Source organism: Kitasatospora xanthocidica (assembly GCF_014656195.1).
Lineage (GTDB): Bacteria > Actinomycetota > Actinomycetes > Streptomycetales > Streptomycetaceae > Kitasatospora > Kitasatospora xanthocidica.
On the sequence record NZ_BNBY01000049.1, the window covers coordinates 1 to 16,824 of the forward strand.

At 74.6% G+C, this 16,824-nt stretch carries 16 protein-coding genes; 6 read left to right on the forward strand and 10 right to left on the reverse strand.

Annotated features, from left to right (window positions below):
• Positions 1–103: 103 nt before the first annotated feature.
• From IE332_RS38875 to IE332_RS38885, 3 genes are all read right to left on the reverse strand, one after another.
• Complete coding sequence (locus tag IE332_RS38875) at positions 104–877, reverse strand: VC0807 family protein (protein WP_189926241.1); 774 nt, start codon at positions 875–877, stop codon at positions 104–106.
• A gap of 49 nt (positions 878–926) precedes the next feature.
• Positions 927–1,526: a TetR/AcrR family transcriptional regulator gene (locus tag IE332_RS38880; protein WP_189926243.1), complete on the reverse strand. Its 600-nt coding sequence runs from the start codon at positions 1,524–1,526 to the stop codon at positions 927–929.
• Between the two features lie 195 nt (positions 1,527–1,721).
• Complete coding sequence (locus tag IE332_RS38885) at positions 1,722–2,558, reverse strand: alpha/beta fold hydrolase (RefSeq protein WP_189926245.1); 837 nt, start codon at positions 2,556–2,558, stop codon at positions 1,722–1,724.
• A gap of 320 nt (positions 2,559–2,878) precedes the next feature.
• Here IE332_RS38885 and IE332_RS38890 point away from each other — a divergent pair, with 320 nt between their 5' ends.
• Both IE332_RS38890 and IE332_RS38895 read left to right on the forward strand, forming a co-directional pair.
• Entirely contained in the window at positions 2,879–4,294 is a 1,416-nt protein-coding gene (locus IE332_RS38890; protein WP_229929273.1) for an ATP-binding protein, read from the forward strand.
• A gap of 42 nt (positions 4,295–4,336) precedes the next feature.
• Positions 4,337–4,933 (forward strand): Dps family protein, encoded by a 597-nt coding sequence (locus IE332_RS38895; RefSeq protein ID WP_189926247.1) that lies wholly within the window; start codon positions 4,337–4,339, stop codon positions 4,931–4,933.
• A gap of 426 nt (positions 4,934–5,359) precedes the next feature.
• Here IE332_RS38895 and IE332_RS38905 read toward each other — a convergent pair whose 3' ends face one another.
• Positions 5,360–6,280 carry an MBL fold metallo-hydrolase gene (locus IE332_RS38905; protein WP_229929274.1) on the reverse strand — a complete coding sequence of 307 codons (921 nt, stop codon included), beginning with the start codon at positions 6,278–6,280 and terminating at the stop codon, positions 5,360–5,362.
• Between the two features lie 182 nt (positions 6,281–6,462).
• Here IE332_RS38905 and IE332_RS38910 point away from each other — a divergent pair, with 182 nt between their 5' ends.
• On the forward strand, positions 6,463–7,407 hold the full coding sequence (locus IE332_RS38910) for an AraC family transcriptional regulator (protein ID WP_189926252.1): 945 nt from the start codon (positions 6,463–6,465) through the stop codon (positions 7,405–7,407).
• A gap of 59 nt (positions 7,408–7,466) precedes the next feature.
• Here IE332_RS38910 and IE332_RS38915 read toward each other — a convergent pair whose 3' ends face one another.
• Positions 7,467–7,877, reverse strand: a complete 411-nt coding sequence (locus tag IE332_RS38915; RefSeq protein WP_189926254.1) for a PPOX class F420-dependent oxidoreductase — start codon at positions 7,875–7,877, stop codon at positions 7,467–7,469.
• Positions 7,878–8,097: 220 nt separating this feature from the next.
• On the opposite strand from IE332_RS38915, the gene IE332_RS38920 reads away from it, so the two are divergent.
• A complete protein-coding gene (locus IE332_RS38920; protein ID WP_189926256.1) occupies positions 8,098–8,550 on the forward strand; it encodes an iron chaperone in 453 nt (150 codons plus the stop codon).
• 106 nt (positions 8,551–8,656) lie between these two features.
• Here IE332_RS38920 and IE332_RS38925 read toward each other — a convergent pair whose 3' ends face one another.
• Positions 8,657–10,852, reverse strand: a complete 2,196-nt coding sequence (locus tag IE332_RS38925; protein WP_189926258.1) for an MMPL family transporter — start codon at positions 10,850–10,852, stop codon at positions 8,657–8,659.
• 380 nt (positions 10,853–11,232) lie between these two features.
• On the opposite strand from IE332_RS38925, the gene IE332_RS38930 reads away from it, so the two are divergent.
• Both IE332_RS38930 and IE332_RS38935 read left to right on the forward strand, forming a co-directional pair.
• Positions 11,233–12,495, forward strand: coding sequence for a sensor histidine kinase (locus tag IE332_RS38930; protein ID WP_189926260.1), 1,263 nt, complete (start codon positions 11,233–11,235; stop codon positions 12,493–12,495).
• Positions 12,492–13,208 carry a response regulator transcription factor gene (locus IE332_RS38935; protein ID WP_229929275.1) on the forward strand — a complete coding sequence of 239 codons (717 nt, stop codon included), beginning with the start codon at positions 12,492–12,494 and terminating at the stop codon, positions 13,206–13,208. The genes IE332_RS38930 and IE332_RS38935 overlap by 4 nt, the downstream gene beginning before the upstream one ends.
• 29 nt (positions 13,209–13,237) lie before the next feature.
• On the opposite strand, the gene IE332_RS38940 is transcribed toward IE332_RS38935, so the two are convergent.
• The 4 genes from IE332_RS38940 to IE332_RS38955 form a co-directional block, all read right to left on the reverse strand.
• A complete protein-coding gene (locus IE332_RS38940) occupies positions 13,238–13,555 on the reverse strand; it encodes an SRPBCC family protein (RefSeq protein ID WP_189926316.1) in 318 nt (105 codons plus the stop codon).
• Positions 13,500–14,510, reverse strand: coding sequence for an aldo/keto reductase (locus tag IE332_RS38945; RefSeq protein ID WP_189926262.1), 1,011 nt, complete (start codon positions 14,508–14,510; stop codon positions 13,500–13,502). Before IE332_RS38945 ends, IE332_RS38940 begins: the two co-directional genes overlap by 56 nt.
• Before the next feature lie 211 nt (positions 14,511–14,721).
• The gene (locus IE332_RS38950; protein ID WP_189926265.1) at positions 14,722–15,684 is read right to left on the reverse strand and encodes a YhjD/YihY/BrkB family envelope integrity protein; all 963 of its coding nucleotides are present in this window, start codon (positions 15,682–15,684) and stop codon (positions 14,722–14,724) included.
• A 313-nt stretch (positions 15,685–15,997) separates the two neighbouring features.
• Positions 15,998–16,678 carry a hypothetical protein gene (locus IE332_RS38955; RefSeq protein ID WP_229929276.1) on the reverse strand — a complete coding sequence of 227 codons (681 nt, stop codon included), beginning with the start codon at positions 16,676–16,678 and terminating at the stop codon, positions 15,998–16,000.
• Between the last annotated feature and the right edge of the window lie 146 nt (positions 16,679–16,824).

The following is a 16,824-nucleotide window of genomic DNA, read 5'->3' on the forward strand; positions in this document are numbered from 1 at the left end:
GAATCCGCGCGCCGCCTCCCGCCGTCCCCGCCCCCGTCCAGCCCCCCGTACCCCCGTAGCGGGGGGTGCCGTGGCGGTCGTGGCGATCGTGGCCGCCGTGGTGTCAGACCTTCAGGCCGTGGCGGCTGACGTACCAGTAGTGGAAGCCGAACAGCCCGCCCAGCACGGCCAGCCACTGCAGCGAGTTCACCAGCGGCACCAGGTCCACCGGCAGGGTGCAGGCCAGCGTGACCCGGATCCCGGCGTCCACGGCGAACCCGAGGCCCCACACGGCGGTGAGCAGGCGCAGGTGGCGGCGGAAGACCGCGTCGTGGTCCCAGCGCCCCACCCACTCCGCGGCTCCCGCCTCACCGACCTTGGCGGCGACGATCGAGCGCGCCGCGGTCAGCATGAACGGGCGCCGCGTCGCCAGGGTGCCCAGCACCCAGATCCCGAGCGCGCCGAACACCCAGCTGTCGCGCACCAGCAGCACCCGGGGGCTGCCGCTGACCATCGACATCAGCGCGCCGACGGCGACCATCAGCAGGGTGAAGGCCGGCATCGCCTCGATCCGGCGGCTGCGCACCATCCCCAGCACCAGCCACGGCACCAGCAGCAGACCGCTGATCAGCAGCGCCGCCCACTGGCTCATCCCCAGGCCGTGCAGCAGGTAGAACCCGCCGAGCGGCAGCGCCAGTTCGAAGACCAGCGACTTCACCAGCGCCCGCTTGGCGGCGCGGGCCTTCTGCCGCTCGCCCGGCGCGGCCCCGCCCTGCGGCCCGGTGTCGAGACCGCTCTCCTGACCGTTCTCCTGACCGCTCTCCCGCCCGGTGTCCTGTCCCGCGACCCGCCCGGCCTGCTCGCCCATGGTCTCCCCCATCACACTCGCCCCTCGCATGACTGCCTCTCCCCTGTCCTGTGCGCCCCGCCGCCGCCGGGCGGCCCCGCTACGATTCGGCCCGGGTCGCCCGGTCGAAGATGTCGGCCAGCTCGCGGCCGGCCTCGGCGACGTCGAAGTCCGGGTCGCCCACCCAGCGCATCACCACGGCGTCGATCGCCCCGCGCAGCGCGACGAGCATCAGCCGGGCGTCGAACTCCCGGAACTCGCCCGCCTCCTGCGCCGCGCGGACCGCCTGCTCCTGGCCCTCCATCAGCGCCTGCATGGAGGCCTGGTAGCCGACCGTCGCCGGGTCGTCCCCGCCGAGGTTGGGCAGCACCTCGATCAGCGCCTTCAGGTGCCCGGGCCAGAGCGCGAGCAGCTCGATGTTGGACTCGATGAACACCCGCAGCCGGGCGCGCGCGCCCTCGGCCGCGCCCACCCTGGGCGCCATGAACGCGCCGGTCACCCTGGTCACCTCGGCGACGACCTCGTGCATCAGGTCGTCCTTGCCGGCGAAGTGGTACGAGATCATCCCGGTGCTGCTCAGCCCGGCCTGCTTCGCGATCCGGCTGAACGAGGCCTTCGCGTACCCCAGTTCGGCGACCACCTCGATGGCGGCCCGGACGATCTGCGCCCGGCGCCCCGATTCGGTGAACGTCCGCCCCATCCCCACGCCTCCTTGCTCGCTCAAGCAGTTTCTTGCTTGCCTGAGCAAAACTGTAGAGCGTTTTGCTCGCCCAAGCAAGAACTTGCTTGGGCGAGCAAAAAGTGGGCTGAGGCGCGGGGAGGCCCCGGGCAGCCGGTCAGCGGCCGCCCGGGGCCTCGGTCCGCGGGCCCGGCGGGCGGGGCCGCGGCCGGGAGGTCACTTCGCCAGGAAGGCGAGGAGCGCCGTGTTGACCTCCTCCGCGTGGGTCCACAGCAGGCCGTGCGGGGCGCCCTCGATCTCCACGTAGTCGGCGGCGGGCAGGGCCTTGTGGAACGGCCGGGCGGTGTTGTCGACGGGCAGGATGCGGTCGCCCGTTCCGTGCAGGATCAGGGCCGGCACGTCGACGGCCGGGATGTCGGCCCGGAAGTCGGTGTACCAGGTGGACGGCGCGGCCGCCGCGGCGAAGAAGCCGCCGCCCGCCGCGACGCTCCAGCTGTTGCGGACGGCCTCCTCGCTGATCCGGGTGCCCAGGTTCTCGTCCAGGTTGTAGAAGTCCTTGTAGAACTCGGTGTAGTACGCGTAGCGGTCCGCCTTCACCGCCGCGACGATGCCGTCGAAGAACTCCTTCGGCGCGACCCCGTCCGGGTTGTCGTCGCTCTTCAGCAGGCAGGGCTCCAGCGAGGCCAGGAACGCGACCTTGGCGATCCGGGCCGAGCCGTAGGCGGACACGTAGCGGGCGACCTCGCCGGTGCCCATCGAGAAGCCGACCAGCACCGCGTCCCGCAGGTCCAGGGTCTCCAGCACCGTGTTCAGGTCGGCCGCGAAGGTGTCGTAGTCGTAGCCGGTCGTCGGCTGGGACGACTGGCCGAAGCCCCGGCGGTCATAGGTGATCACCCGGTAGCCGGCGTCGAGCAGCACGGCGCTCTGCCGCTCCCAGGAGTGCCCGTCCAGCGGGAAACCGTGGATCAGGACGACCGGCTGCCCGGTGCCGTGGTCCTCGTAGTAGAGGTCGATGGGGGTGGAGTTCTCCTGGCCCACGGTGATGTACGGCATGGTGTCGTTCCTTCGTCCGGAGTGGCTGACGCGGCGGATGCGCGGCACTGGATGTCGTCACGCTAGGACGGACGTCCCGCCGCCTGTTGTCCCCCAGCGCATCGCTTCTTGCCTGGAAGCGTCAGGAGGGGAAGCGTCCCGGCGCACCGCCGCGCGGGGGTGCGAAACCGCCCGAAGAGGGAGGCTTGACCTGGGCGGGGCGGCCACGCACGGTGTTCCCACCGGGAACCGCGACCTGTGGGACCACGCCCCCGCCCCGTGCGGTTCCCCGCCGACGGGACCGTACGCTCACCGTCGGTCCACTGCGGGAAGGGGCAGAAGTGGCGGGGCCTGGCGAACCGCTGACCCGTTGCGGTCTGCGGGGGCGGGAAGCCGAACTCGAAGGACTCCGGGCGCTGATCACCTCGGTGGCCCGCACCGGGAGCGGCGCCCTGGCCCTGCTCCGGGGGGAACCGGGCATCGGCAAGACCACGCTGCTCACCGAGGCCGTCTCCCGGGCCAGGACGGCGGGATTCTCGGTCGGCCTCGGCAAGGCCGACGAGCTGCACCACGTCGTGCCGCTGTCCTCGTTGGCGACCAGCGTCCTGCACGGCGACCGGCCGCTGCTGTCCGGCGACGCCTTCGCCGCTCTCGCCCGGAACCAGGACCAGCGGATCTGGCTGGTGGAGCGCCTCGCGGAGGCGATCGAGGACCGAGCCGGCCGCACACCGGTGCTGATCGCCCTGGACGACGTGCAGTGGGCCGACCCGCTGAGCCGGTTCGCCCTGCAGCAGCTGCCCGTACGCCTGCGGACCTCGCCGGTCCTGTGGCTGCTGGCCGGACGGCCGGACCCCGCCGGGCCGGCCGAGGAGATCGTCGCGGCCGCGGCCGGCGAGCTCCCGACGGTCACCGTGCCCCTGGGGCCGCTGTCCGGCGCCGCCATCGGCCGACTGGCCGACGACACCCTGGGGCCGGCCGTCGACGAGCGGGTGCGGGAGCTGCTCGACGGCGCCGGGGGGAACCCGTTCCTCGCGGTCGAGATGCTCGCCGGACTGGGCGGCGCCGGGGCCCCGGGCGACCCGGTGCCCGCCACGCTCGTGGTGGGCGTGCGCGGCAGGCTCGGGTCCCTGCGGCCCGACACCCTGCGCTTCCTGCAGATGGGGGCCGTGCTGGGACGCAGGTTCGGCTTCCACGACGCGGCCGCGCTGTCCGGCCGGCCGCCCGCCGCGCTGGTCCCGGCGCTGGAGGAGGCGGTGCGCGCCGGGCTCCTGGACGACGACGGCGAGGAGCTGGTCTTCCGGCACGACCTGCTGCGCCAGGCCGTCTACGTCGACATCCCGCCGTCGGCCCGCAAGGCCCTGCACCGGGAGGCCGCCGGCCACCTCGTCGCCACGGGCCGCCGGCCGGTCGACGCGGTGCCGCACATCCTCAGGGGCGGTCGAGGAACAGCTCCAGCGCGGTGGCGGACCGGTGCGGCTCGCCGGGGTTGCGGCCCACCATGGTGCGGCGGCGCCCGGCGCCCGGGGGCGTCCGTTCGTTGGTCCTCATACCTCTCCTCGTGGTGCCGGCGCCGTTGTGCCGGCGCTCGGGGCGCGGCCGGTCCCCGCGACGCTAGGGCTGCCGGGGAGCGGCCCGAGTCCGCCCGTGCACGGGGACTTGACCGAGAGCGAACACCCGGTACGGGCGGCGGCCCCCGTGCGCTGGCGGGCAGCGGCGCATGCACTGCGGGTCAAGCGGTGCCCCGACCGGGCGCCTAGCGTCGCCGCAGTACGCACGACCCGGCACCCCAGGAGGCCGTCATGACCGCCAACCCCCCGTCCGCCCACGGCAGCAGCCACAGCCACAGCAGCCAGCCCTGGCTGCACCAGAAGGGCGAGGTGATCCAGGAGTTCGGGACCGTCAAGCAGTTCCCGGTCGCCCTGTCCTTCGAGGCGCGGATGTACTCCTGCCAGCGCCTGAACAGGGCCCTCGCGGACACCCAGATCCTCTACGGCCTCTACAAGAAGCACCACTGGCTGATGCGCGGCGCGACCTTCTACCAGCTGCACCTGGTCCTGGACAAGCACGCGGGCGAACAGCTCGAGATCATCGACACCATCGCCGAACGCGTCCAGTCGCTGGGCGGCGTGGCGGTGGGCGACCCCCGGCACGTCGCCGAGATCACCTCGATCCCGCGGCCCCCGGACGGGGTGGAGGAGGTGCCCGCCATGCTGTCCCGGCTGCTGGCGGCCCACGAGACCATCCTCATCGACGCCCACGACGCCGCCGCCCGGACCGCGGAGCTCGGTGACGACGGCACCAACGACCTGCTGGTCTCCCAGGTGATCCGGGCCGGCGAACGGCAGGCGTGGTTCCTGGCCGAGCACCTGGTCGACACCCCGCTGGTCCGCGCCTGAGGCACGCCCGCGCCCGGGCCGCGGCCCCGAACCGCGGCCCCGGTGCGCGGGACCACCACGTCCCGTGGACGCACCGTCATCCCGGCCGCGCGGCGGACTCCTACCGATCGAGAGCCACCGAACCACCCGTCATCCGGAGGAAACCATGCAGTTCGGAATCTTCAGTGGCACGGGACGGAGTGGACGTCATCGAGTTGCGCGCCCTGGCCGTCGCCGTCGCCAACCACCTCGTCACCGGATTCCCCCCACCGCAGCTGGCCCGCGCGATCGAAGCGTGACGGGCGCCGACGGCCTGGTCACCGTGGCACCGGTGTTCAGCGCCTCCTATCTGCGCCTGGACTGAGCGCACTCGGCCCCCGGTCGTCATAGCCGGCCCCCGCCCCGCCCCGCCTCCTCCCGGCGCGGGAGGGGCGGGGCGGAGCTTCCTCACCGCACCCAGTCGGCGGCGAACCCCGCGCCCCGCCGGCTGACCCGTGCCGCCCCCGCCCCCGCGAAGTGCGCCGGGATCACCAACTCCCGCTCCGCCGCCGCCCGTTCCAGGATCCGCAGCCGGCTCGCCGCCGCCTGCGCCTGGTCCAGGCAGAAGCAGCTGCTGCACGAGGGGTGCGCCAGCTGGACCGGCGAGTGCATCAAGTCCCCCACGAACACCGCCCGTTCACCGCCGGAGTCGACCCGCAGCACCGACGAGCCCGGGGTGTGGCCCGGCGCCTCCTCCAGCACCAGCGCCGAGTCCAGGCGCAGCGAGCCCGACCACTCCACCGCCTGCCCGGCCGCCAGCACCGGGGCCACGCTGTCCTCGAAGACCAGGTCCCACTCCGCCCAGCGCTGCGGGTCCACCGCGCCGCCGTCGCGGGCCGGGTGCTCGGCGGCCGGGTCGAAGAAGGCCCGGTCCGCCGCCGGCAGGTGGTACTCCGCGTTCGGGAACATCGGCACCCAACCGCCGTCCCGCTCCGTGGTGTTCCACCCCACGTGGTCGGCGTGCAGGTGGGTGTTGACCACCACGTCCACCTCCTCCGGCCGCACCCCCGCCGCCGCCAGCAGCTCCGGGAAGCGCCCCTCGCGGCGGTGGAACATCGGGGTCGAGGGCCGCTCGCGGCCGTTGCCCACGCCGGTGTCCACCAGTACCGTCCGGCCGCCGCTGCGCACCACCCAGGTCTGCAGCGCCCCGATGTAGGCGCCGGAGTCCGGGTCGTAGTGCTCGGGCGCCAGGGCCGGGGCGCCGTCGGCGCCGGCGCCGGTCCAGGCCGACTCCGCCAGGCCGGGCACGATCCTCTCGGCCGGCACGAACGGCCCCTGGTACTCCACGACCCGGATGATCTCCACGTCCCCCAGCACGATCCGCTCCACGGTTCGTCCTCCCACTCGCTCGTCCGTCGCTTCGCTGTCCGCTCCTTGATCGTAGGAGGCGGAAGTGAGCCGTCCAATGCGCCGACAGCTCGTCTGGATACGCGAACGGCTCACCCGCGGCGTTGGGCCCGGTACGGCGGCAGCGCTCCGGCGTCGTCGTACCGGAAGGCTACGATGGCCGGATGGACGTGGTCAGCGACGCGATCGCCGCCGTACGGGCGGGCCGGCCCTCCTCCAACCGGCTGCGGGTGACGGGGCGTTGGGGCGCCCGGATCCCCTCCTACGCGGGCGCCGGCTTCCACGTGGTGCTCGCCGGCGGCTGCTGGCTGCTCGCCGACGGCGGCGAACCGCTGCGCCTGACGGTCGGCGACGCGGTGCTGCTGCCGCACGGCAGCGGACACGCCCTGTCCGACGGGGAGCTGACGGCCTCCCGGGCGGCGCGCCTGCCCGACCTCGACGCCCTGCTCGGCGCGCACCGGCGCCCGGCCGCCGCCGTCGACGCGGCCGTGGACGTGGGCGCCTCGGGCACGGCCGACCTGCTGTGCGGCAAGTACCGCCTCGACCACGGGCTCGGCCACCCGCTCATGCGCGAGCTGCCCCAGGTCGTCCACCTGCCCACCCGGACCGGCGAGCATCCCGAACTGCGCGCCGCCGTCGACCTGTTGAGCGCCGAACTGGCCGCCGAACGCCCCGGCGGCGAACTCGCCGTACCCGGACTGATCGACCTGCTGCTGGTCTACCTGGTCCGGGCCTGGACCACCCGGCGCGGCGCCGACGGCTGGGGCGCCGCCCTGACCGACCCGGTGGTGGCCACCGCCCTCGCCGCCGTCCACGAGGACCCGGCCCACCCCTGGACGGCCGAGACCCTGGCCGCCCGCGCCGGAGTCTCCCGCGCCACCCTCACCCGCCGCTTCACCGCCCTCACCGGTCGACCCCCGATGGCCTACCTCACCTGGTGGCGGATGACCCGGGCCGCGGGCCTGCTGCGCAGCACCGCCGACCCGCTGGAGGCCGTCGCCCGCAAGGTCGGCTACGCCAGCCCGTACGCGCTCTCGCACGCCTTCGCCCGCCAGTTCGGCACCACCCCGGGCCGCTACCGCACCACCCGCGCCGCCCTGGTCGCCTGACCGGGGGCTGGCGGTGCACGGCGGGCGGGGTGGTGACGGTGCCTCCGGTGGCGGGGGGGTCAGGCCGCCGCGGTGCCGATCACGCGGGTGGGGGTGATCCGGACGACGACGCGGGTGACCTCGGGGGGCAGGTCGAGGTACTCCTGGCCGGCGCCGGGGCCCTCGTACTGCTCGGCGAGGGCGGCCGCGAAGGCGCGGCCGGCGTCCTCGGTGACGGTGGCGAGGCCGCGGATCTCGACGTAGCGCAGCGGGTCGGCGGGGTCGTACACGGTGAGGCTGGCGCGGGGGTCGCGGTGCAGGTTGCGTTCCTTGCGGCGGCCCGCGGCGGTGGACAGGAGCACGTCGTCCCCGTCGCGGCCGACCCAGACCACCGAGGTCTGCGGGCCGCCGTCCGGGTTGAGGGTGGCGAGGACGGCGGGAATGGGCGCGTCGAGCAGGGCGCGGACGGCGTCGTTCAGGGTGGCTGTCATCGGGCGAGGCTATCCGCCCCGGAGTCGGGGTCCATGATCCGGGGTCAGTGATCCGGGGTGCGGGGTGCGGAGTTCGTGACCCCGGGTCCGTGATCCGTGGTGCTTCCGTGGTCGATACGGAAGCGGCGCGTGGGGCGGGTGGGGCACGATGTGACCACGGCGATCGGGGCCGGCCGCGCAGGCCGGGGCCGATCGGGACTCAGGACGACAGGGGCGGACCATGACCGGCAGCACGGGCACCAGACACGAGGGCTTCTCCGCCGAGGAGCGGGCCGCGATGAAGGACCACGCGCAGGAGTTGAAGGCCGCCGCGCGCAAGGCCTCCAAGGAGGAGAAGGCCGCCGAGGCGCTGCGGGACGTACTGGCGAAGATCGCCGAGATGCAGGACGGCGACCGGGTGCCGGCGGAGCGGGTGCACGCCGTGGTGACCGCCGCCGCCCCGGTTCTCGAACCCAAGCTCTGGTACGGGATGCCCGCCTACGCGCTGGACGGCAAGGTCGTCTGCTTCTTCCAGAGCGCCGAGAAGTTCAAGTCCCGCTACGCCATGCTGGGTTTCAGCGACCAGGCGCGGCTGGACGAGGGCCCGATGTGGCCGACCTACTTCGCGCTGGCCGAGATCACGGCGGACGTGGAGGAGCGCATCGCCGACCTGGTCAAGCGCGCCGTCGCCTGAACGGCCATGGACTGAAACGGCCGTGGGCTGAACTGCCAGGCCGCCGGGGCGGGTTCGGCCGCCCCGGCGGCGGGGCGGGCGCCGGGCCCGCCCCCCGTTCGCCGGGTCAGGGCACCGGGACGCGGTACGGCTCCGGGGCCGTCGGTTCGGCCCGGTGGTGGTGGCGGGCCGGGCGGAGCGGCCACCAGAGGGCGCGGCCGAGCAGGGCGGCGACGGCGGGCACCAGGACCAGGGACAGGACGACGGCGGAGAGCAGGATGCCGAGCGTCAGCGCGAAGGCGACCTGTTCGCTGCCCGGGGTGGCGGCGAGCGTCGCGAAGGACCCGGCGAGGACCAGGCCGGCCGTGGCGACGGCGGGCATGGTGTGCCGCACGGCGCGGGCGACGGCGGCGCGGGGCGGGCCGGGGCGGTGCATCTCCTCGCGGATCCGGTCGGTGATCAGGATGTTGTAGTCGGTGCCCAGTGCCACGACGAACAGGAACAGCACCAGCGGGAGGGTGAAGCTGACGCCCGGTTCGCCCAGCCCGTGCTGGAACAGCAGGGTCGCGGCGCCGAGGGTGGCGGCGAAGCCGAGCCCGACCGAGAGCATCAGGACCAGCGGGGCGAGCAGGCTGCGCAGGAGCAGCAGCAGGATCAGGGCGATCAGGGCGGCCGCGACCGGGAAGACGATCGCCAGGTCGTGGTCGACGGCGGTGGAGATGTCGGCGAAGATCGCCGCCGTGCCGCCCACGTGGGCGCTGGTCCCGGCGGGCGTGTGGGCGGCGACTGCGGCACGGACCGGGCCGGAGGCCAGGTCGCGGGCCCGCTGACTCTGCGGGTCGGCGGTCAGGTAGAGGTCGATCCGGGCGGCGCGCCGGTCCCCGTCGAGGACGGTGGCGCCCGTCTTGCCGACGCCGTCGACCTGGGCGAGGGCGTGGGAGAGGCCGTCGAGCCGGCCGGGGGTGAGGGTGGTGCCGTCCGTGGTGACGACGTAGACGCTCGTCGGGTCGGAGACGCCGGCCGGCAGGGTGCGGGAGATCTCGGCGGCGGTGGCGGCGGCCGGGGTCCGGTCGTCGGCGCCGCCCCGGCCGTAGTCCATCCGGATCCCGGTCATCCCGGCGGCCAGGGCGCCGAGCAGGGCGACGGCGGCGAGCAGCATCGGCAGCGGCCGGCGGGCGACGAGCGCGCCGAAGCGGGCGGCGAAGCCCTCGCGCGGCTGGCGGCGCAGGCTGCGGGAGGGCCAGAACATGCCGCGGCCGCAGGCGGCGAGCAGGGCGGGCATCAGGGTGAGGCTGCCCAGCAGCATGACCAGGACGGCGACGGCGATGGCCGGGCCGAGCGAGCGGAACTGGCCGAAGCTGGCCACGCCCAGGGTGGCGAAGGCGGCGACGATGGTCAGCGCGGCCGAGGTGATCGCGGTGCCGACCCGGGCGGTCACCTGGGCGGCGGCCTCGCGGGCGGGCTGCTCGGGCCGGGCCCGCAGGTGTTCGCGGAAGCGGAAGAGCAGGAAGAGCAGGTAGTCGACGCCGATGCCGAGCAGGACGACGGAGACCAGCCCGGGGGTGCCGGCGTCGAGCTTGAGGCCGGTCAGCGTCGCGGCGACGGCCACGGCTCCGCCGGCCGCGCCGCCGATCACGGCGACGGCGAGCAGCGGCAGCAGGGCCGCCGCCACGCTGCGGAACACCAGCACGTTGAGCAGGACGATCAGCCCCATGACGAGCGCGTTGCCGACCGTCGCGGCGGTGTGGTGGGAGTCGGCGGTGTCCACGGCGTCGGCCAGTCCCCCGGTGAACCCGGTGCGCATCCCGGCCTCGGCGAACTGGACCCGGGTGGCGTCCCGGAACGTCCGGTAGACGCCCTGGACGCCCTCGTCCGCGGCGCTGCCGGTCAGTTCGACGGAGAGCAGTTCGAAGCTCCGGTCGGGCGCCACCATGGCCGGGGCGACCCGGGGGGTCTGGGACCGGTCGGGGACGAGGAAGGCCGGCGCGTCGTCCTTCCTGGGCATGGCCACCCGGCGCTGGGCGAGCTTCGCCGCCTCGGCCTCGACCCGCTGCTGGTCGGCGGCGGTGAGCGCCTGGCCGTCGGTCCTGGCGACCAGCACCGTGACCGTGGTGGCGTCGGGCCTCATCCCGAAGTTCTCCTCGGCGATCCGCAGCGCGGCGGCCGAGTCGTAGCTCCTGGGCAGGAAGTCCCCGCTCTGGGACTGGGTGACGCGGGAGAGCAGCATCGGGCTCAGCACGGCCAGGGACATCCCCAGGACCACCCAGAGGGCGATCACCTTCCACGGGTTCCTGGTGGAGTATCCGGTCAGTGCGCGGATCACGTTTCCTCCGGCGGTGGACGCGAGCGTCCGCAAGGTCGGTCTCGGCTCCGGGGGTTCCCGGCCGGGTTCCGGACCGGGGGTTCCCGGCCGGGTTCCAGACCATCACCCGGGGTGGGCCGCGGACGTCCCTGCGACGGACGATCCGCACCGGGGCCCCTGCTCCTCGGCCGGGGCCCGGACCCGGGACCGTGGTCCTGGTCCGGGCCGCTGCGATCGGCCGCGGGGACCATGCCGGGGCGGGGCGGGCCGATGCCAGAATGGAGTCATCAGGCCTGTTCAGGGCCGATGACGGTTGATCGGGGCCTGATCGGGGCTCATCGGGGCTCATCCGGGCTCATCGGTGGGGCGCGGCGCGGAGCCGGGCACAGAGGGGAACGGACATGGGCGGGCGTCAGCATCCCGTGGCGGACGCGGCACTCGGGGCGGAGGCGACGGCCCCGGAGGACCCGGCGGACGCCGAGGGTGCGCCGTGGACGCGCGCCGACGCGCTGCTGGCCGTCGGCGCCTGCACCATCGACCTGCTCGGCTACCTGGTGTTCACCGGGGAGGCCGGTGACCACGGGGCGAGCCTGACGGGCTTCCTCCTGGTCACGCTGTCGGCCCTGCCGCTGCTCGCCCGGCGCAGCCGCCCGGTCGCGACGCTGGCCGGCGTCCTGGCGCTCCAGTCGGCGGCCGACCTGTCCGCGCCGGCGAGCCCCCACTTCGGCGCCGCGCTGGTGGTCGCCCTGTACTCGGTGGCCAGGGCCCGCACCGTCCCGGAGACGGCGGCGGCCTCGGCGGTGACGTCGGTGCTGACCCTGCTGAGCCAGAGCCACCTGCGGATGCCCGCCTGGCAGGCGGCCGTCAGCGCCCCCGTCTCCGCCCTGCTCGTGGCCGGCGCCGGGCTCGCCGTGGCGCGCTGGCAGCGGGAGGTGGCGGCCAACCGCACACTGCTGGCCGACCGCGCGGTGGCCGACGAACGCCGGCGCATCGCACGGGAGTTGCACGACATCGTGGCGCACCACATCACCACCATGCAGCTGATGGCCGGCGGCGCCCGGGCCAACCTCGCCCACCCGGAGGTGGTCCGGGAGGCCCTGGTCACCCTGGAGTCCTCCGGGCGACTGGCCCTGCGGGAGATGCGCCAGCTCCTGGACGTCCTGCGGGTCGGCGACGAACCGGACACCGCCCCGCCCTCGCCCCAGCCCGGGGCCGAGGACCTCGGGCGGCTGGTGGACGAGTCCCGGGTGGCCGGCCTGCCGACCGACTTCGGCGTCCACGGGCCCCGCCGCCCGCTGCCGCCCACCGTCGGCCTCACCGTGTTCCGGATCGTCCAGGAGGGCCTCACCAACGCCCGCAAGCACGCCGGGCCCGCCCGCGCGGCCGTCACCCTGACGTACGGTCCGGACCGGGTCACCGTCGAGGTGCGCGACGACGGGGGTACGGCGGGCACGGGCGCCACCGCGCCGCAGGAGGCGGCGCCGGCCGGCGGCCGCAGCGGGTACGGCCTGATCGGCATGCGCGAGCGCGTCGCCCTGCACGGCGGCACCCTGCGGACCGGACCGCGCCCGGAGGGCGGCTTCGCCGTCCTGGCCGACCTGCCGCTGGCCCCGGAGGAGACGGCCGACGCGGCCGTCCAGCACGGAACGGCGGCGGCCCGGTGAGCGCGTACAGCCGGAACGACGGTGGCCCGGCGGGCGGGGTGGCACCGGGCATCCGGGTCCTCATCGCGGACGACCAGCCGCTGGTGCGGCGCGGCCTGTCCCTGATCCTCTCCCCCGACCCGTCCATCGAGGTGGTGGGCGAGGCCGAGAACGGGGAGCAGGCCGTCACCGCCGCCCGCCTGCTGCGCCCCGACGTCGTGGTGATGGACATCCGGATGCCCGTGCTCGACGGGGTCGACGCGACCCTGGAGCTGGCCCGCGCCCTCCCCTCCTGCCGGGTCCTCGCCCTCAGCACCTTCGACATGGACGAGTACGTGGTGGCCGCGCTGCGCGCCGGCGCCCACGGGTTCCTGCCCAAGGACGTCTCGCCCGAGGAACTGGGCGCGGCGATCCGCACCGTCCACGCCGGCGAGGCGGTGGTCGCCCCGCGCCTGCTCACCCGGCTGATCTCCACCTACGTCCGGGCCCCGCTCGGCGCCCCGCCGCCGGTCACCGACACCGGCGGGCTGACGCCCCGGGAGGTCGAGGTGTGGCGGCTGATGGCCACCGGCCTCGACAACACCGAGATCGCCCAGGCCCTGGACATCAGCCTGTCGACGGTGAAGAACTACATCACCAGCATCTTCGGCAAGCTCGACGTCCGGGACCGCGCCCAGGCGGTCATCGCCGCCTACGAGTCCGGCCTGGTCACCGCCCGCACGGGAGGCGGGTAGCGGGGCCCCTGCGGCCGCAGTCCGCGCCGTCAGGCGGACAGCGTCTCGTGCAGGGCGTCGAGGCCGTCGGCGTAGATGCCGGTGAACAAGTCGACGACCTCCTGCTCAGTGGCGCCCTCGGGGTTGACGCGGCCGGACCACTGGACCTCGGCGACGCCGCCGCGGCCGGGGACGGTGTGGACCCGCAGGGTGGAGACGTAGCCCGCCACCGGGAACGGGGCCCGGAGGATGGCGTAGCCGTAGTCGCGCCCGGTCTCCCGGGTTCTTCCGCGGGTGAGGGCGGGGCGGTGCTCAGGCGCCGTCGGGGAGCGGGGCGGCCGGGCTGACCAGGCCGGCCGCGCGCAGATCCTGCCAGAACGCGGCCGGGACGGCCTCGTTCAGCGCGGCGGTGTCCTCGGCGATCCGGCTCGGACGGGTGGCGCCGGGGACGACCGCGACGGCGGCCGGGTGGGCGAGGGAGAACTGCAGCGCGGCGGCCTTGGTGGAGACGCCGTGCCGCGCGGCCAGGGCCTTGATCCTGCCGACCCGCTCGACGATGTGCGCCGGGGCCTGCTGGTACTCGAAGTGGGCGCCGCCGGCGAGGACGCCGGAGCTGTAGGGGCCGCCGACGACCATGTCGACGCCCTGCTCCCGGGCCGTCGGCAGCAGGCGCTGCAGGGCGTGCTCGTGGTCGAGGAGGGTGTAGCGGCCGGCGAGCAGGAAGCCGTCGGGGCGCGGCTCGTCCAGGGCCAGGGTCAGCTCGATCGGCTCGGTCTTGTTGACGCCCAGGCCCCAGGCCTTGATGACGCCCTCCTCGCGCAGCCGGGACAGGACGCGGAAGGCGCCGGTGCGGGCCTCCTCGAACTTCTGCAGCCACGCGTCGCCGTGGAAGTCCTGGGCGATGTCGTGGACCCAGACGATGTCCAGGCGGTCGGTGCCCAGCCGTTTGAGGCTGTCCTCGACGGAGCGCTCGGTGGCCTCGGCGGTCCACTCGTGGATCATCCTGTTCGGGTTGCCGTGCTCGAACAGGCCGCCCTTCTCGCCGAGTTCGCGGGCGGCGGTCTCGTGCTCGTCGAGGACGACCCGGCCGACCTTGGTGGACAGCACGTAGGAGTCGCGGGGCTTGGCGGAGAGCACCTCGCCCAGACGCTCCTCGGCGAGGCCGGCCCCGTAGAAGGGGGCGGTGTCGTAGTAGCGGATCCCGTGGTCCCAGGCGGCCTCGACGGTGGCGAGGGCCTCGACGTCGGGGATCGCGCGGAACATGTTGCCGAGCGGAGCGGTACCGAAGCCGAGCCGGCCGGGAAGCAGGTGGTGGAGGCTCATTAGGAGCTCCCTTTCGTGCGGTGTGGTGAGCCGCTCGGCGTCTCCCCCCACGCCTTTGCGCAGCCTTGCTTGCACACGACAGTACTTGCATGCGCAGACTAATGCAAAGGCCGACTATAAGCGCCCGGAGGCAGACGGAGGGGAGGGGAGGGGCGGGAGGGGAAGCCGGGAGCAAGGGGTGAGCTGAGGGCTGAGGGCTGAGGGCCGGGGGCTACCGCGCCCCGCGTGGCCGGCTCAGCCTCCGGAGCGCCGCCCTGAAGGACATGCCTCGGTCGCGCCACATCATGCCCGTGGACGCGCCCAGGATGATCACCACGCCGATCGCGATGAAGAACGACATCAGGGAGAAGACCACCCCGATCGGCCCGTACTCGTCCTCGTTGCCGACGACCATGTCGGAGAAGGTGAAGTGGAAGACGACCAGCATGCCGGTCCAGAACGCGGCGGTGGCGACCGCGCACGGCACCAGCCGGCGCCAGGCGACCCGCCCGGCCAGCAGGAACCACATGGTGAACCACCAGAAGCCGACGCACGCGACGACGGTGGTGATCCACCACAGCACCGGCAGGTTCGCGTGGAACCGGCGCCTCGCGACGGTGCCCAGGGCGATCCAGCCCACCACCAGGGCCAGCCAGACCAGCGCCCGCAGCCGGTCCCAGGGCTGCCCGGGCAGCTGGAACACCCGCTGGTACAGCTGCTGGATCGAGACGGCGGTGGCCAGGCCGCCCAGGACGAAGAAGACCCACGACAGGCCGGTGACCGCCGACGAGGTCGTCGCGGAGGAGGCGAACAGGTGCCCGATGTCGGCGGCCGCCTGCGGGCTCAGCCCCAGCCGCTGCGTCAGCCCGGCCACCGCCGACCGCCCGGCCAGGGCGGACACGACGAGCAGGAACGGGACCGCGCACAGCAGCAGCGTGGCGGCCAGCACCATGGCCTGGCTGAGGAAGTCCACCGCGTCCAGCCGGCGCCACAGGTTCTCGGCCCAGGAGCCGGAGTACCTGGCCTGCCCCCACTCGGCCGCCCGCCGGGCCCGCCGCCCGCCCGCCCGCCCGGGCGCCCTCCCACCCGCCCGGCCGGCCGACTCCGGGCGTTCCGCTCCGGGCCCGGCCGCGGGCTCGGGCTCGGCGCCGTGCCCATCGTCCGGCTCTCCCGGTGTCCTGTCCCTCGCGCGCATGGTGCATCCTCCGATGACCGCGCGGACTCGCGGCCGACCGGGCCCGTCACACCGATGACGGCACACGGTGACGGCACACCCGCCCGGAGCCGCGGTCCTGTGTCCGGTCCCGCATCCGGTCCTGCATTCACCGTCGCACGGCGGCCCCCGCCGCGCCCGGGCCAGGATGCGCCCCGACGACGGCACGGCGGCGCACCGGGCGCACCGAGCGGACAGGCCCGAGACGAGACCGTGCCGGACGGCGCGTCGGCGGCGCACCGAGCAGGCTGGCCGGGCAGGGCGGGGAACGGCAGGGCGGGGCAGGCCGCGCCCCCTACTGGCCGGCCGTCTTCGGCACCTCCAGCTCGGTGTGGTGGACGGTGAAGCCGCCCCGCAGGACCGGGGCGAACGGGGCCGGCGCCATGCAGGTGCCGACCACCGGCTGGTACAGCTTGCCGTCGGCGCCCACGTCCAGGTTGCCCACGCCCCAGGAGAACCCGAGCCGGCCGCCTTCGCGCCCACCGCCCTGGTAGACGCTCAGGCCTATTCGCTCGCCGACGTTGCCCACGTCCGACCTGGTGACGACGGCCGTCAGCGTGGCGACCGGGCCGCCGGTGCTCAGGCAGTCCACCTCCGCCTCGGCGCTGTAGGTCTTCCCCGTGCTGCTGTCGCGGTGGGAGTAGCGGACCGAGCCCCGGGCGTCGGTGGGCAGCCCCTCGGCCGCCTTGGTGCCCGGGAAGCGGTGGGTGTACGGGACCGCCTGGGCGTCGACGGTGAACCAGATCTCATCGTTCGGGGAGAAGGCGTACGAGATCCGGGCGGTGCCGCTGACGCTCGCCGGACGCCCCGGACGCCCGTCCTGCTGTGCGGAAGGGCCGGAGGTACCGGAGGTGTCGGTGGCCGAGGCCGGGGCGATCCCCGTGAGCGCCGTGAGCGCCGCGAGGGCCAGCCCGGCAGCGGCGGCACCCCGGGCGGCACGGACGCTGACGCGGGCACTGGTACGGATGCGGAACATGGTGGGCTTCCCTCCTCCCGGCGGCCCGGGCGGCCGCCGTCTCGATGCCCCAAGAGTGGCCGTCGCGCCCCCTCCCGCACATGTGCCGATCGGCATAAAAGTCCTGCTCTCCCGGGTGTTCTGCCCTGCCGATCGGCAGGGCAGAA